The following is a 15,508-nucleotide window of genomic DNA, read 5'->3' as shown; positions in this document are numbered from 1 at the left end:
TAAACAGATGGGGTACCTTCTGAAAATCAGATACCCCGGGAGCCTACCGTGTCACTCACCTTGCGCCAGGTCCGCTACTTCGTTGCCACCGCTGAAATCGGCCAGATCTCCCAAGCGGCAATCCACCTGAACATCTCCCAGTCGGCAGTGACCACGGCCATCAAGGAGCTGGAAGCGATGCTCGGCGTGCTGTTGTTCCAGCGCTCGGCCCAAGGCATGAGCCTGACCGAAGCCGGCCGGCACTTCTTGAACCGTGCCTACGTCATCCTGCGCAGTGTCGACGATGCGTTGAACAGCCCGCTTCCGGACGTGCGTGCCAGTGGCCTGTTGCGCCTGGCGGCGAGTTACACGGTGATCGGCTACTTCCTGCCGCACCACTTGCAGCGCCTGGAGCACTGGCATCCGGACGTGACCCTGGAGCTGTACGAGCAGGAGCGCAGCGCCATCGAGCAAGGCCTGCTGGAGGGGCGTTTCGACATGGCGGTGGTGCTCACCGCCAACCTCACCCACCCCGACATCGTCTCGGAAACCCTGTTCAACTCCGAGCGCCGGCTGTGGCTGCCCGGGCATCACCCACTGTGCGAGCGCTCGGCCGTCAGCCTGGCCGATGTGGCCTGTGAGCCGTTCATTCTGTTGACCGTGGATGAGGCCGAGCACAGTGCCATGCGCTACTGGGAGCAGGCCGGGCAACGGCCAAGCGTAAGGGTGCGGACCAGCTCGGTGGAGGCCGTGCGCAGCATGGTCGCCAATGGCAGCGGTGTGGCGATCCTGTCGGACCTGGTGCACCGGCCGTGGTCGCTGGAGGGCAAGCGTATAGAGACAGTGAGCATCAGCGACCCGGTCACACCGATGAGCGTGGGGTTGGCCTGGCATCGGGAACGGGCATTCAGCCCGGCGATGCAGGCGGTGCGCAATTACTTCCATGATGCGTTTCTGGCACCGCAGCAGTTGTCGGCCCGGCGCTGAGCCTGCCTTTGCAAGCCCGTCCTCTTCGCGGGCGCGCCCGCTCCCACAGGTGCAGCGCAAATCTTCAGCGGTATGGGAGCCTGTGGGAGCGGGCAAGCCCGCGAAGAAACCAACACCCATCTCGGGCCGAACGTTCAGGCCGCGACGCCGTCATAACCTGAGCCGGTGCCGACACGCAAAGAGGACGCGAAATGACCCAGCCCGACCCGTCGTACGTCAAATGGCTTGAAGACCGCGCCATGCTCAAAGCCTCCCAGGCGCGCGCCAGCCTGTACTCAGGCCAGTCGCGCCTGTGGCAACAACCGTACGCCGAGGCGCAGCCACGCCGCGCCACCGAAATCGCCTCGGTGTGGCTGACCGTCTACCCCGACGCCATCATCGCGCCCGAGGGCTGCTCGGTACTCGGTGCCCTGGCCCACGAAGCGTTGTGGAAGCGCCTGTCGGAGATCGGCGTACAGGGTCTGCACACGGGCCCGATCAAACTGTCCGGTGGCATCCGCGGCCGCGAACTCACCCCCAGCGTGGACGGCAACTTCGACCGCATCAGCTTCGACATCGACCCGCTGTACGGCAGCGAGCAGGAACTGATCCAGATGAGCCGCATGGCCGCTGCGCACAATGCCGTGACCATCGACGACCTGATCCCCTCGCACACCGGCAAGGGCGCCGACTTCCGCCTGGCCGAGATCGCCCATGGCCCCTACCCGGGGCTGTACCACATGGTCGAGATCCGCGAAGAAGACTGGACGCTGCTGCCCGAGGTGCCCGCCGGGCGCGATGCGGTCAATTTACTGCCAGCTCAGTGTGACGAGCTGAAGGCGCGCCATTACATCGTTGGCCAGCTGCAGCGGGTAATCTTCTTCGAGCCGGGCGTGAAGGAAACCGACTGGAGCGCCACGCCGCCGATCACAGGCGTCGACGGCAAGACCCGCCGCTGGGTGTACCTGCATTACTTCAAGGAAGGCCAGCCCTCGCTGAACTGGCTGGACCCGACCTTTGCCGCCCAGCAGATGATCATTGGTGACGCGCTGCACGCGCTGGACTGCCTGGGTGCACGCGGCCTGCGCCTGGACGCCAACGGCTTTCTCGGCGTGGAAACCCGCGCCAGCGGCACCGCCTGGTCGGAAAGCCACCCGCTGTCGCTCGTCGGCAACCAGCTGATCGGAGGCATGATCCGCAAGGCCGGCGGTTTCAGCTTCCAGGAGCTGAACCTGACCCTCGATGACATTGCGCAGATGTCCAGGGGCGGTGCCGACCTGTCCTACGATTTCATTACCCGGCCGGCCTACCAGCATGCGCTGCTGACCGGCGACACCGAGTTCCTGCGCCTGATGCTCAAGGAGATGCACGCCTTCGGCATTGACCCGGCCTCGCTGATCCATGCCCTGCAGAACCACGACGAGCTGACCGTGGAGCTGGTGCATTTCTGGACCCTGCATGCTCACGACATGTACCTGTACAAGGGCCAGACCCTGCCAGGCAGCATTCTGCGGGAACATATCCGCGAAGAAATCTACGAACGGCTGTCGGGCGAGCATGCTCCGTACAACCTGCGCTTCGTGACCAACGGCATTGCCTGCACCACCGCCAGCCTGATCGCCGCTGCACTGGGTATCCGCGACCTTGAACAGATTGGCGTAGCGGATATCGAATTGATCAAGAAGGTGCACCTGCTGCTGGTCATGTACAACGCCATGCAGCCGGGGGTAGTCGCCTTGTCCGGCTGGGACCTGGTCGGTGCCCTGCCCTTGCCCGCCGAAGCGGTGGCCGAACGCATGCTCGACGGCGATACCCGCTGGATTCACCGAGGCGGCTATGACCTGGCCGGGCTTGACCCACAGGCGGCGGCTTCGGTGCGTGGCATGCCGCGTGCCCGGTCGCTTTACGGCAGCCTCGACAGCCAGCTGGACGAGGGTGATTCATTTGCCTGCCAGGTGAAGAAACTGCTGGCTGTGCGCCAGGCCTACGGCATCGCCACCAGCCGTCAGGTGCTGGTACCTGAGGTACGCAGCCCAGGGCTGCTGGTGATGGTGCATGAGTTGCCAGCCGGGCGCGGTATCCAGATCACTGCGCTGAACTTCGGCCAGGAGGCAATTGCCGAGGAACTGCTGTTGACCGGCTTCACACCTGGGCCGGTGGTCGACATGATCAACGAGACGGTCGAAGGCGATTTGACCGAGGACGGGCGCCTGATGGTGAACCTGGACCCCTACGAGGCGCTGTGCCTGCGGATCGTCAACAGCAGCGGGCATGTTTGAATCTGGCGTGGCCCTGCCGTCGGCAAACCGGTTTCGCCCGCAAGCACGCCGCCTGCCCCGCGCAGTTGCCAGACTCGCAAGCCGGCTTGCCAGCCAAGAAGCCGGTCTTGCATTTACGGCGCTACGGGCATAGCGTTCGGAAGTTTTCTTTTCCGTGCCCAGGAGCAACTCCATGTACACCGGCATCGTCCAGGCCGTCCGCCCTCTGCTTGATGTGACCACCTACCCGGGCCACAACCAGTTCACCATCGACCTCACCCCGGAACTGCTCGACGAACTGAAAATCGGTGCCAGCGTCAGTGTCGAAGGTACGTGCCTGTCCGTGACCGAAATCGACGGCAGCCAGGTCAGGTTCGACGCCATGACCGCTACCCTCGAACGCACCAATCTGAGCAGCTTCAAGCCTGGCCGGAGCGTGAACATCGAACGCTCAGCGAAGATGAACGCCGAAGTCGGCGGCCACCTGATGGCCGGCCACATCGCCACTACCGCCGAGATCGTCGAGCTGTCGATCAAGGAAACCGGCGCCTTCATCAAGTTCCGCATGCCGCCGCGATGGGGCAAGTACGTGTTCCCGCGCGGTTTCATCGGGGTCAATGGCTGCAGCCTGACGGTCGCTGACGTGGAGGATAACGTGATCACCATCAACCTGATCCCGGAAACCCTGCGTCAGACTACCTTCGCCAGCTACCACACAGGTGAACTGCTCAACATCGAGGTCGACCACCAGACCATGGTGCTGGTCGATGTGGTAGAGCGCACCATCAAAGGTACCCTGGCCCGCGAAAACCTGTTGCCCTGAGGCCTGCACATGCTCCCTAACGCCCTCCCCGCGCGCACAGCCAGGCGTTTGCGCCTGCAGGTAATGCGCGGTCGCGTCGGCCTTGGCCTGGTCGCCGCCCTGTCGGTGCTGGCCGGCATGACCGATGCCATCGGCTTGCTGGCACTGGGCGATTTCGTGTCGTTCATGAGTGGTAACACCACACGCCTGGCGGTGGCCATCAGTGAAGCTGACCTGGCCCTTGTGCTACGCCTCAGTGGCGCCGTACTGGGCTTCGTTGCGGGCAATGCGCTGGGTGTGCTCCTGGCTCGCGGATTGCGCCGTCGAGCCTGGCCGGTGCTGTTGGTGGTTGCCGCACTGCTGGCTTTCGCCGCAGCGTGGCCGTTGCCGGCCACCTTCCCTGCGCTGTTGGCGGCCACGCTGGCCATGGGCATGATCAATGCGGTCGTGGAACAGGTGAATGGCCTGCCCATTGGCCTGACTTACGTAACGGGCGCCCTGTCGCGTTTCGGCCGCGGCCTGGGGCGTTGGCTGCTGGGCGAGCGGCGCAATGGCTGGCGGGTCCAGTTGATACCTTGGGCCGGGATGTTGCTGGGCGCCGCGCTCGGCGCCTGGTTGCAACAACACCTGGGCCTGCAGGCGCTGGCCGGCAGTTGTGCGCTGGCCTGCGTGCTGGCATTGGTATCGCGGTTCATACCGCGTTCCTGGCAGCGTGGCTACATGCCGCGCTGATCATTCGATACGCGGGTGCTGCTGTGCCAGTTTTTCGCGCTTGGCTTCCAACTCGGCGATCTGCGCATCGATGTCCTCGATCTTCTGCTCGATGTTGTCGTGGTGCTCCTGCAGCAGTTCACGCGCCTCTTCGATGTCTGACGCCGCAGGGGCGGCGCCGCGCAGGGGCTTGTTGGCGGTTTCCTTCATGGTCAGGCCGGTGACCAGGCCGACAGCAGCGATCACCATCAGGTAATAGGCCGGCATGTACAGGTCGTTTGTGGTCTCCACCAGCCACGCAGCGAGGGTTGGAGTAAGGCCGGCGATCAGCACCGAGATATTGAAGGCGCTGGCCAGGGCGCTGTAACGGATGTGCGTGGGGAACATGGCCGGCAGCGTCGAGGCCATGACGCCGATGAAGAAGTTCAGCAACACGGCAATGATCAGCAGGCCGGCGAAAATAAGCCCAAGCACCCCACTGTTGATCAGCATGAATGCCGGAATGGCCAAGGCCAGCAGGCCGACACTGCCGACGATGATGAACGGCCGTCGGCCAAACTTGTCGCTGAGCAGACCGATGATCGGCTGCACGAACAGCATGCCGACCATGATCGCGATGATGATCAGCACGCCATGGTCTTCGCTGTAGTGCAGGTTGTGCGACAGGTAGCTGGGCATGTAGGTAAGCAGCATGTAGTAGGTGACGTTGGTGGCGATTACCACGCCGATGCAGGTCACCAGGCTGCGCCAGTGCTGGGTGGCCACCTCCTTGAACGACACCTTGGGCCCGGAGGCCAGGCCTTCACGATCGCCCTGTTCCAGCTTGTCGACGTGCTGCTGGAACGCAGGGGTTTCTTCCAGCGCATGGCGCAGGTAGAGGCCGATGATGCCCAGCGGCAGGGCCAGGAAGAACGGCAGGCGCCAGCCCCATTCGAGGAATTGTTCTTCACCCAGCACCGTGGAAATGAGCACCACCACCCCTGCGCCCAGCACAAAGCCGGCAATCGAACCGAAATCCAGCCAGCTGCCGAGAAAGCCGCGCTTGCGGTCTGGCGCGTACTCGGCAACGAAGATCGAGGCACCGGTGTATTCACCACCCACCGAAAAGCCCTGGGCCATCTTGGCCAGCAGCAACAGGATGGGCGCCCAGATACCAATGCTTGCATAGGACGGTATCAGGCCGATGGCGAAGGTGCTCAGGGACATGATCACGATGGTCGCGGCGAGGATTTTCTGCCGCCCGAACCTGTCGCCCAAGGCGCCGAAGAACAACCCGCCAAGGGGCCGGATCAGGAACGGCACCGAGAAGGTGGCCAAGGCCGCGATCATTTGCACGCTGGGGTCGGCGTTGGGGAAAAACACCTTGCCCAAGGCATAAGCGACGAAGCCATATACCCCAAAGTCGAACCACTCCATGGCGTTGCCCAGCGCGGCGGCCGTGATCGCCTTCTTCATCTTGGCGTCGTCGACGATGGTGATGTCCTTCAGGCCGATTGGCTGGACGCTTTTCTTGCGAGGTTTCATACCCGTATCCCTGTCGATGAATGCTCTAAGGGATCAGATACAACGGGACACTAAATAATTCAGCGCTTACTGTTTTTTTGTGTGTTTGCGGCACCCCCCAACGGCGCCCAAAGAAAAGCCGCTGCAATGGCAGCGGCTTTCATGACCAAGGCCTGGCTTCAGATACCTTCGCGCGCCAGGTCCATGGCGAAGTAGGTCAGGATCAGGTCGGCACCGGCACGCTTGATTGCGCCAATGCTTTCGCGCACCACCCGGCCTTCGTCGATGGCACCGGCCAGGCCACCGAACTTGATCATCGCATACTCGCCACTCACCTGGTACGCCGCCAGTGGCAGGCGCGAAGCGGCGCGGATGTCGGCGATCACATCAAGGTAGGCACCGGCCGGCTTGACCATCAGCACGTCCGCGCCTTCCTGCTCGTCGAGCAGCGATTCGCGCACCGCTTCGCGGCGGTTCATCGGGTTCATCTGGTAGCTTTTGCGGTCACCCTTCAGTGCAGTGCCACCGGCCTCACGGAACGGGCCATACAACGACGAGGCGAACTTGGTCGAGTAGGCCATGATCGCGGTGTCGTGGAAGCCGGCACCGTCCAGCGCGCTGCGGATAGCCTGCACCTGGCCGTCCATCGCCGCCGAGGGGGCAATGAAGTCGGCACCGGCAGCAGCGGCGATGACGGCCTGCTTGCCCAGGTTGGCCAGGGTGGCGTCGTTGTCCACGCCATGGTCATGCAGCACGCCGCAGTGACCGTGGCTGGTGTATTCGCAGAAGCAGGTGTCGGACATCACCACCATTTCCGGCACGGTGTCCTTGCAGATACGCGACATGCGCGCAACCAGGCCGTTTTCGTTCCAGGTGTCGCTGCCATCGGCATCCAGGTGGTGCGATACGCCAAAGGTCATCACCGACTTGATACCGGCGCGGGCATAGCGCTCGATTTCCTGGGCCAACAGTTTCTCGGGGATACGATTGACACCGGGCATGCTGGTGATCGGCACGAAATCATCGATGCCCTCTTCGACGAAGATCGGCAGGATCAGGTCTTCAAGGCGGAACTCGGTTTCCTGGAAGATCGTGCGCAGGGACTCGTTCTGGCGCAGGCGGCGGGGACGAACGGACGGGAATTGGTTGGACATGACAGCTCCAGGGAATTTGAACGGCGTATACCTTATGCCTGTCGCGCGCCAGTGAAAAGGCTAAATGACGAGATTGTGTCTTGCGTCAATGGCAACGGCCGGGGTTTGCCTGTGTTGGCCTCTTCGCGGGCAAAACCGCGCCCACAAATCCCGTAGGTGCGGGTTTACCCGAGAAGAGGCCGGTACAGGAATAAATTACTGCAGCCAGGGCGGCGTCACTTCCTCTGCCTTGGCCGGCCCATGCTCAGCCTCGGCGCGTGCTGCACGGCGGCGAGCGTCGTCCATCCGGGCGGCGTCGATCTCGCGCATCACCCCGGTTACGTCAGCTTCATGTTCGTCATCCTCGAACACCCCGGTCAACGGGCTGTCGGGCAGCAACTCGCCGGCCTCGTACAACGCCCACATCTCCTGCGCATAGCGGGTGCTTTTCAGCTCCGGGGCAAAGCGCCCGAAATAATGGGCCATGTTGTCCACATCGCGCTGCAGCATGCTGAAGGCGTGGTTGTTGGCGGCTGCATCCACTGCCTGCGGCAGGTCGATGATCACCGGCCCGTCCGGGCCGAGCAGCACGTTGAACTCGGACAGGTCGCCATGCACCATTCCGGCGCACAGCATCAGCACGACCTGGCGAATGACGAAGGCGTGGAACGCGCGGGCATCCTCCGCTTCCAGGTGTACGTCGTTCAGCCTCGGGGCCGCATCGCCATCGGCATCGGTGACCAGCTCCATCAGGAGCACACCGTCCTGGAAGTCGTAAGGCTTGGGCACCCTCACACCTGCGGCGGCCAAACGGAACAGCGCTGCCACTTCGGCGTTCTGCCAGGCATCTTCAGCTTCTTTGCGGCCGTACTTGCTGCCCTTGGCCATGGCCCGGGCCTGACGGCTGTTGCGTACCTTGCGGCCCTCCTGGTATTCGGCGGCCTGGCGGAAACTGCGCTTGTTGGCTTCTTTATAGACCTTGGCGCAGCGTACCTCGCTGCCACAGCGCACCACGTACACAGCGGCTTCCTTGCCACTCATCAACGGCCGTAGTACTTCGTCGACAAGGCCGTCTTCGATCAACGGTTCGATTCTTTTAGGTGTCTTCATCAGGCTGCGTTCAGGGTCCTGGCTTTGTTGGCGGACATCCTCTCACAGCCTGATGCGACTTGCTCGTCTGTCTTCAGGCCGGACGAATCAGGCGCCCTGCCCTACGCCAGCCACGGCCCCGCCGCGTGCCCGGCGCCGGGTCACCAGCACCCCCGAGCACACCACCAACACCGCCAGCACCATCGTCGAGACCACTTCCAGGCGATGATCCGGACGGAACAGCATCAATACCAGTACGCCGCTGATGAACAGGATCACGCCCCAGGTCAGCCACGGGAACAGCCACATGCGGTAACCCAGTGTCTTGCCCTGTGCCGTCAGGCGCTGGCGCAGGCGCAGCTGGGAAATGGCGATGACCAGATACACCAGCAAGGCAATGGCACCGGAGCTGGCCATGAGGAAGCCAAACACCTGAGCCGGCACCAGGTAGTTGGCGATCACCGCCAGGAAGGCAGCCCCCGTCGACAACAAGACTGCCACCACGGGTGTACCACTGCGGCTGGTTATCTGGGCACAGGCCGGGGCATCACCCCGGCGGCTAAGCGAATAGACCATGCGCGAGGCGGTGTACAGCGACGAATTGAGGCAACTGGTCACCGACGTCAGCACCACGAAGTCGATGATGGCCTTGGCATTTGGCACGCCGAGGGTGTCCAGCACCGTGACATAAGAGCCTTCGGTCGCCAGGCGTGGGTCGGTCCACGGTACCAATGCGATGACGATGAAGATCGACAGGATGTAGAACAGCGTTATCCGCCAGATCACCGAATTGGTGGCCTTGGAAATATGCTTGCCCGCCTCGTCGGATTCAGCCGCAGCGATGGTCACCACCTCGGCCCCGAGGAACGAGAACATGGTGATCAGCATCGCGCTCAGCACCGCACCAAAGCCGTTGGGCATGAAGCCCCCCGTATCCCACAGGCGCGAGACGCCGCTGACGCCGGACCCCGGCAACAGGCCGAAAATGGCGCAAACACCCAGGGCGATGAAGCTGACGATGGCCACCACCTTGACCAGTGCCAACCAGAACTCGAACTCACCGTAATTCTTCACGCTGAACAGGTTGGTGGCCGTCAGCAGCAACGTGATCACCAACGACAACACCCAGATCTCCATCTGCGGGACCCAGGAGTTGATGATGGTAGCGGCGATATTGGCCTCGATCGGAATGATCAGCACCCAGAACCACCAGTACAGCCAACCGATGGTGTAACCGGCCCATTTGCCGATGGCGAGGTCAGCGTAGGTTGAGAACGAGCCGGTGTCCGGGGAGGCAACCGCCATTTCGGCCAGCATGCGCATCACCAGCACCACCAGGCCGCCCGCCAGGATATAGGCCAGGATGGTGGCAGGCCCCGCTTCGGCGATGGCGCGGCCAGAGCCGACAAACAGCCCGGCGCCGATCACGCCGGCAATGGACAGCATGGTGACATGCCGTGATTTCAATCCATGACTCAAATTGTTCTTGTGGGTTTGCATGGTGCTACCTTGTTGTTTTTGTCATGCCCACGCGGGGGCCGCCGGCTGCACGTCACCGACGCAGGCGCGAAAAAGCCCGCCCTGCCCTGAATGGTGAGCAGGGCAGTACGGGTTGAGTAAAACGAAACCGCAGGAGGTGTTACCGGGGTGTCAGCTGGCAGCCCTCTGGTTGGCCGACAGGTCGGCCTTGGGGAAGCTGCCGCCCTGCAGGCCGACCTGCTCGCACACCTTCTCGACGATGTAGGCGCCGATCGGGATGGCCGAGGTAGCAGCTGGCGACGGTGCGTTGCACACGTTGACACTGCGTGCGGTGTTGACGAACAGGAAATCGTCGATCAGCTTGCCGTCGCGCGACACCGCCTGGGCACGCACGCCGGCCGGGTAAGGTGTGAGGTCGGCTTTGGTAATGCTCGGGCAGTACTTCTGCACCTGCTTGAGGTACCCGCCCTTGAACAGCGAGTTCTTCATCTCGATCAGGCCCGGGCGGAAGTTCTTCGCCAGCACCTTGAGGATGCCGGGCGTGGTCAGGGTCTGGAACAGGTCGCTGGGGCTGACATCGGTCTTGCGGTAGCCCTCGCGCTTCATCGCCAGCACGGCGTTGGGGCCTACGGTGACGGTGCCGTCGATCATGCGGGTCAGGTGCACCCCCAGGAAGGGCATCGACGGGTCGGGAATCGGGTAGATCAGGTGGTTGACGATCTGATTGTGCTGCTTGGGCAGCAGGTAGTATTCGCCACGGAACGGGCAGATCACGAATTCGGTACGCAGACCGAGCATGCTCACCACGCGGTCGGCCATCAGCCCCGAGCAGGTCACCAGGAAACGGCTGCGCAATTCATCGCGCTGGGTGCGCACGATCACTTCATTTGCCTGTTCCTGCAGGCCAACCACTTCTGCGCCATAGCGGATTTCGCCGCCGGCACGCTGGAACTCTGCGCCCATCGCAGCGGTGACCTGGGCGTAGTTGACGATGCCGCTGGACGGCACGAAGATGCCCCCCATACCGACGATGTTGGGCTCACGCTCGCGCAACTCGGCAGCCGACAGCCAGTAGCGTTCCAGGCCATTGGCCGCCGTGCGCTCCCACAGCGCCTTCATGCGCTGCATTTCCAGATCGTTGGTGGCGACCAGCAGCTTGCCGCACTCATCGAAATGAATGCCGTGCCGGGTGCAGAAGGCTTTGGTCGCCTTGTTGCCTTCCAGGCAGAAGCGCGCCTTGAGGCTGCCGGGGGTGTAATACACGCCGGCGTGGATCACGCCACTGTTATGGCCGGTCTGATGGCGGGCCGGGCCGGACTCTTTCTCCAGCAGGAGAATCTTCGCGTCCGGGTAGACCTTGATCAGGTGCATGGCCGTGGACATGCCCACAATCCCGCCGCCAATAATGATGAAATCGTACACAGCCTTACCTCACACGCAGGCATTGCCTGGCAGGCTCACCAAGGCCCGCACGGGGCCTGGTGGCATTGTTTTGTGCAAAAACGCGTGGGCGAGCGCCCGCCCCGCGCCCTGTCATTATTGCCCGCGCTGGTACAGCGGCTTGGGGAAGGCGACGTAACCACGCTGGCGCATCAGTTCGCGGCGCAGGCCCTCGTGCGGGGTGAAGCGATCGCGGCCATGCAGCCAGAACAGGTTGTTGATCAGCAGGAAACTGCCTACGCCTACCGGTACCGAGACCTTCTTGCCGCTGCCTTCCAGCGACTCGGACAAGGCGTTCAGCCAGATACCTTCCTCGTAGTTTTCCGGCTGCACGAACTGGTCAATGTAGCGCATGGTCGGCCGGCCTTCGGTATCGGTGTCGAATACCGAATGGAACACATCTTCGGCAACCTTTTTGCTCGGCGGTGCGGTCCAGCGCATTTCGCGACGGGCCATCGGGTGACGGAAGAACGCCTCGCACTGCTCCCAGTCGTCCAGGTGCAGCAGCAGCGAGTTGCCGCCTTCCATGTTCTTTTCGTCGATCTTCAGCATCAGCACATAGTCGGTGATCTGGTTCACGAACGTACCGTCGTTGTGCAGCTCCATCACACGGTGCGGCTGGCGCAGGTAGCTGTCGGAGTTGTCGCTGTTGACCACCACGAAGCGCGCATAGAACTGGCCACTCATGGCGTCATAGTTGGAACGGCCGATCAGGTGTGCACAGGCGGTGGTGAACTTGACCATGTCTTCGGCCTGGCTCACGTCGTCCAGGCCGATCGGGGTAATCAGCATGCCACCTGTGGCGCGGTCGAGGATGGTGTTGAGCAGCACCGGGCGCAGCGTGCCCTGGCACAGCTCGTCAAGGATTTCGCCTACGCGAAAACGCAGGAACGACTTGTACTCCAATGCCTGCACCGGCCATTGGGCAACGGCCTGCACGAACGCTTCGACAGTTTCCCGGGCAAAGGTCAGTTCCAGCAGGCGCGGCGACTGTTTCGAGGGGGCGATGGTGTAGCCCTGCGGTTCGAGAGGCAGTGGCATGACAAGTTCGTCGATCTGCGTAAAGGCGTTCATGGCAGTGTCCTGGCTAAAAAAGTAGGTGGCGCCGTCCGGTCATGACCTGGATCAGTGCGGGCGAGGTAAAAATATCGCCACTAACTAAAAATGTCTACATTTTTATGTTTCAACGACACTAACCGCGTTTGTCCATTGTTTTTCGTCGGCAGAGGGTTTCGGTATGATCGGCAAAACGTTTTGAGGAACAGGATCTTGGAAGCGCTCGCCCCCCGACAAAACTCAGCATTCAGCGGGTATGAGAGGCTCAAGAAGGACATCATCCGCGGGGTGTTCAAGCCCGGTGAAAAGCTATTGATGAGCGCCCTCAAGGAACGCTACGACCTGGGTGTGGGCCCGCTGCGCGAAGCACTGTCGCAACTGGTGGCCGAGCACCTGGTCAACGCGATCAGCCAGAAAGGCTACCGGGTAGCGCCCATGTCGCTGGATGAGATGAACGACATCTACGACGCCCGCGCCAACCTGGAAGCGATGATCATTGCCCTGGCCATCGAGCGCGGTGACGATGCCTGGGAGGCGTCGGTGCTGGCCCACTCGCATACCTTGGCCAAGGTGGTGGAAGTGAAAACCCGCGAGCAGCGGCTGGATGTGTGGGACGAGCGGCACAAGGCGTTCCATACTGCCATTGCCTCGGGCTGCGGCTCCAAGCACCTGCTGCAGGCACGCACCTACCTGTTCGACCAGGCCGAGCGCTACCGCCACCTGTGGCTGACGCAGACGGTGTTTTCCGAACAGGCGCTGGCGCTCAAGCGCCAGGAGCATGCGGCACTGGTCGAGGTGATCCTCGCCCGGGATGCCAAAACTGCCAGCGCCATGATGCGCTCGCACCTGATGACACCGGTACCGATCATTGCGCAGATCATGCACGCCGAAGGCATCGGTGCCCGCTAGATGAATTTTTCTTAAATCGCCGGTTGTCTATTCTTTGGCACAATCAGTTCTCCATTAGATGCCCAGGAACCAGCATGCCTCGCGTACTGACCATCGAAGACGACGCCGTCACCGGCCAGGAAATCGTCGCCGAACTTACCAGCCACGGCCTGGAAGTGGATTGGGCCGACAATGGCCGTGAAGGCCTGGCCAAAGCCATTGCGGGCGGCTACGACCTGATCACCCTGGACCGCATGCTGCCCGAGGTGGACGGCCTGACCATCGTCACCACCCTGCGCAACCTCAAGATCGCTACGCCGATCCTGATGATCAGCGCCCTCTCCGACGTCGATGAGCGGGTGCGCGGCCTGCGTGCCGGCGGGGACGACTACCTGACCAAGCCGTTCGCCTCCGACGAAATGGCTGCGCGAGTCGAGGTACTGCTGCGCCGTAACAGCGTCCCCATGACCCAGACCCGCTTGCAGGTTGCCGATCTGCAGCTGGACCTGATCAGCCACGAAGCGCGCCGCGGTGACAACACCCTCAACCTGTTGCCCACCGAATACAAGCTGCTGGAGTACCTGATGCGCCACAGCGGCCAGGTGATCACGCGGATGATGATTTTCGAGGAGGTCTGGGGCTATCACTTCGACCCGGGCACCAACCTGATCGACGTGCACATTGGCCGCCTGCGCAAAAAGATCGACTCACCCGGCCAGTCGCCGCTGATCCGTACGGTACGGGGCTCCGGCTATGCCATTGCTGAACCCGTCTAAAGGCTGGAGCTCTTCGACCAGCCGCCTGCTGGCGCTGTACAGCTTTCTGTTCGTGGCCTGGAGCAGCATCCTCATGGGGGTGCTGTACTTCGAGGTATCCAGCTACCTGAACAAACTCACCCGTCACTCCATGCTGCAACGCCAGCACCTGTTCGCCCACATGAGCGGCAAGCAACTGGACGACGCCCTGATTGCCAGCCAGGCCTTCGAGGAGCGCAGCTTTGACGCCTACGGTCTGTTCGATAGCCAGCTCAACCCGATTGGCGGCACCGTGCGGGCCTTGCCCCCAGAGCTCAGACTGGACGGCAAGATCCATGAATTGGAACGCTGCCTGGATGCCGACGACCCACGCATGCCCCGCGACAGCTGCGACGCGGTGGCAATCAAGGTACAGGATGGCCGGTGGCTGGTGCTGGTGCGTGACAATGGCTCGTTGTTCGTGGTTACCCGGATCATCCTGCACGCCCTGCTCTGGGGCATCTCGCTGACCCTGATCCCGGGTTTTGCCGGTTGGTACCTGCTACGGCGCAGGCCGCTCAAGCGTATACGGGCGATCCAGGCCCAGGCCGAACTGATCGTCGCCGGCGACCTGACCCACCGCCTGCCACTGTCGGCCCGCCGCGACGAACTGGACATGCTTGCGGCGATCGTCAATGCCATGCTCGACCGTATCGAACGGCTGATGCATGAGGTCAAGGGTGTATGCGACAACATTGCCCATGACCTGCGCACACCGCTGACCCGTCTGCGCGCCCAGCTGTACCGTATTCGCCAGCAAAGCGACGTGGATTCTGCGCAAGCCGAAGCGCTGGACCAGGCCATCGGCGAAACCGACACCTTGATGGCGCGCTTTCGCGGGTTGTTACGCATCAGCGAGCTGGAAGACCGCCAGCGCCGCGCCGGCTTCGTCCAGCTTGACCCGCATGAACTGCTGGTAGAACTGCACGATTTTTACCTGCCATTGGCCGAAGATGGCGGCATTCATCTGCAATTGCACCAACCTGCGCAGCTACCGGCACTGCACGGCGATCGCGAGCTGCTGTTCGAGGCGTTGGCGAATCTGGTGGGCAACGCGATCAAGTTTACGCCCGAGGGTGGTCGGGTGCGCATAAGCGCCACGCTGGATGACAACGGCGTGCACATGGCGATCGAGGATAGCGGGCCAGGTATTCCCGAAGAAGAGCGGACGGCCGTACTGAAACGGTTCTATCGCAGCGATGAAGGCCACCGCCATGCCGGCTTCGGGCTGGGGTTGTCGATCGTGGCGGCAATCGTCGACCTGCATGGGTTCGGGCTGGAGATTGGCGAAAGCGAATTGGGTGGGGCCAGGCTGGTATTGCACTGCCCGCTTGCGGGCCTAGCGAAGTAAAAGCGGGGGCTGCTTTGCGGCCCTTCGCGGGCACGCACGCTCCCACTGGTTGGCGCGAC

13 protein-coding genes are annotated in these 15,508 nt (G+C 62.5%); 7 read left to right on the top strand and 6 right to left on the bottom strand.

What is annotated here, in order from left to right; all coding sequences use genetic code 11:
• Window positions 1–48 precede the first annotated feature (48 nt).
• From AA098_RS12680 to AA098_RS12665, 4 genes are all read left to right on the top strand, one after another.
• Complete coding sequence (locus AA098_RS12680) at window positions 49–966, top strand: LysR family transcriptional regulator (protein ID WP_064614292.1); 918 nt, start codon at window positions 49–51, stop codon at window positions 964–966.
• 191 nt (window positions 967–1,157) lie between these two features.
• The gene (gene treS / locus AA098_RS12675; protein ID WP_004576705.1) at window positions 1,158–3,224 is read left to right on the top strand and encodes a maltose alpha-D-glucosyltransferase; all 2,067 of its coding nucleotides are present in this window, start codon (window positions 1,158–1,160) and stop codon (window positions 3,222–3,224) included.
• Between the two features lie 172 nt (window positions 3,225–3,396).
• Window positions 3,397–4,026: a riboflavin synthase gene (locus AA098_RS12670; RefSeq protein ID WP_003248093.1), complete on the top strand. Its 630-nt coding sequence runs from the start codon at window positions 3,397–3,399 to the stop codon at window positions 4,024–4,026.
• Window positions 4,027–4,035: 9 nt separating this feature from the next.
• Window positions 4,036–4,737, top strand: coding sequence for a YoaK family protein (locus tag AA098_RS12665; protein ID WP_003248091.1), 702 nt, complete (start codon window positions 4,036–4,038; stop codon window positions 4,735–4,737).
• Here AA098_RS12665 and proP read toward each other — a convergent pair whose 3' ends face one another.
• The 6 genes from proP to glaH all read right to left on the bottom strand — a co-directional run bounded on the left by proP (window position 4,738) and on the right by glaH (window position 12,434).
• Complete coding sequence (gene proP, locus AA098_RS12660; RefSeq protein WP_004576707.1) at window positions 4,738–6,240, bottom strand: glycine betaine/L-proline transporter ProP; 1,503 nt, start codon at window positions 6,238–6,240, stop codon at window positions 4,738–4,740.
• Window positions 6,241–6,398: 158 nt separating this feature from the next.
• Window positions 6,399–7,373: a porphobilinogen synthase gene (gene hemB / locus AA098_RS12655; protein WP_010953815.1), complete on the bottom strand. Its 975-nt coding sequence runs from the start codon at window positions 7,371–7,373 to the stop codon at window positions 6,399–6,401.
• Window positions 7,374–7,568: 195 nt separating this feature from the next.
• On the bottom strand, window positions 7,569–8,462 hold the full coding sequence (locus AA098_RS12650) for a PA4780 family RIO1-like protein kinase (RefSeq protein ID WP_019437052.1): 894 nt from the start codon (window positions 8,460–8,462) through the stop codon (window positions 7,569–7,571).
• Between the two features lie 87 nt (window positions 8,463–8,549).
• Complete coding sequence (gene gabP, locus AA098_RS12645; RefSeq protein ID WP_012052530.1) at window positions 8,550–9,941, bottom strand: GABA permease; 1,392 nt, start codon at window positions 9,939–9,941, stop codon at window positions 8,550–8,552.
• A gap of 150 nt (window positions 9,942–10,091) precedes the next feature.
• Window positions 10,092–11,342, bottom strand: coding sequence for an L-2-hydroxyglutarate oxidase (lhgO, locus tag AA098_RS12640; protein WP_003248081.1), 1,251 nt, complete (start codon window positions 11,340–11,342; stop codon window positions 10,092–10,094).
• Window positions 11,343–11,456: 114 nt separating this feature from the next.
• Entirely contained in the window at window positions 11,457–12,434 is a 978-nt protein-coding gene (gene glaH / locus AA098_RS12635; protein ID WP_003248080.1) for a glutarate dioxygenase GlaH, read from the bottom strand.
• Window positions 12,435–12,629: 195 nt separating this feature from the next.
• Here glaH and csiR point away from each other — a divergent pair, with 195 nt between their 5' ends.
• From csiR to AA098_RS12620, 3 genes are all read left to right on the top strand, one after another.
• Window positions 12,630–13,325: a DNA-binding transcriptional regulator CsiR gene (csiR, locus tag AA098_RS12630; RefSeq protein ID WP_003248079.1), complete on the top strand. Its 696-nt coding sequence runs from the start codon at window positions 12,630–12,632 to the stop codon at window positions 13,323–13,325.
• 74 nt (window positions 13,326–13,399) lie between these two features.
• Window positions 13,400–14,080 carry a response regulator transcription factor gene (locus tag AA098_RS12625; RefSeq protein ID WP_003248078.1) on the top strand — a complete coding sequence of 227 codons (681 nt, stop codon included), beginning with the start codon at window positions 13,400–13,402 and terminating at the stop codon, window positions 14,078–14,080.
• A complete protein-coding gene (locus tag AA098_RS12620) occupies window positions 14,058–15,449 on the top strand; it encodes a HAMP domain-containing sensor histidine kinase (RefSeq protein ID WP_014859286.1) in 1,392 nt (463 codons plus the stop codon). Before AA098_RS12625 ends, AA098_RS12620 begins: the two co-directional genes overlap by 23 nt.
• The last annotated feature ends 59 nt before the right edge of the window (window positions 15,450–15,508 follow it).

It is taken from the genome of Pseudomonas sp. JY-Q (assembly GCF_001655295.1).
In the GTDB taxonomy this organism is placed as follows: Bacteria; Pseudomonadota; Gammaproteobacteria; order Pseudomonadales; family Pseudomonadaceae; genus Aquipseudomonas; species Aquipseudomonas alloputida.
This window is presented reverse-complemented; position numbering and strand designations above follow the sequence as displayed.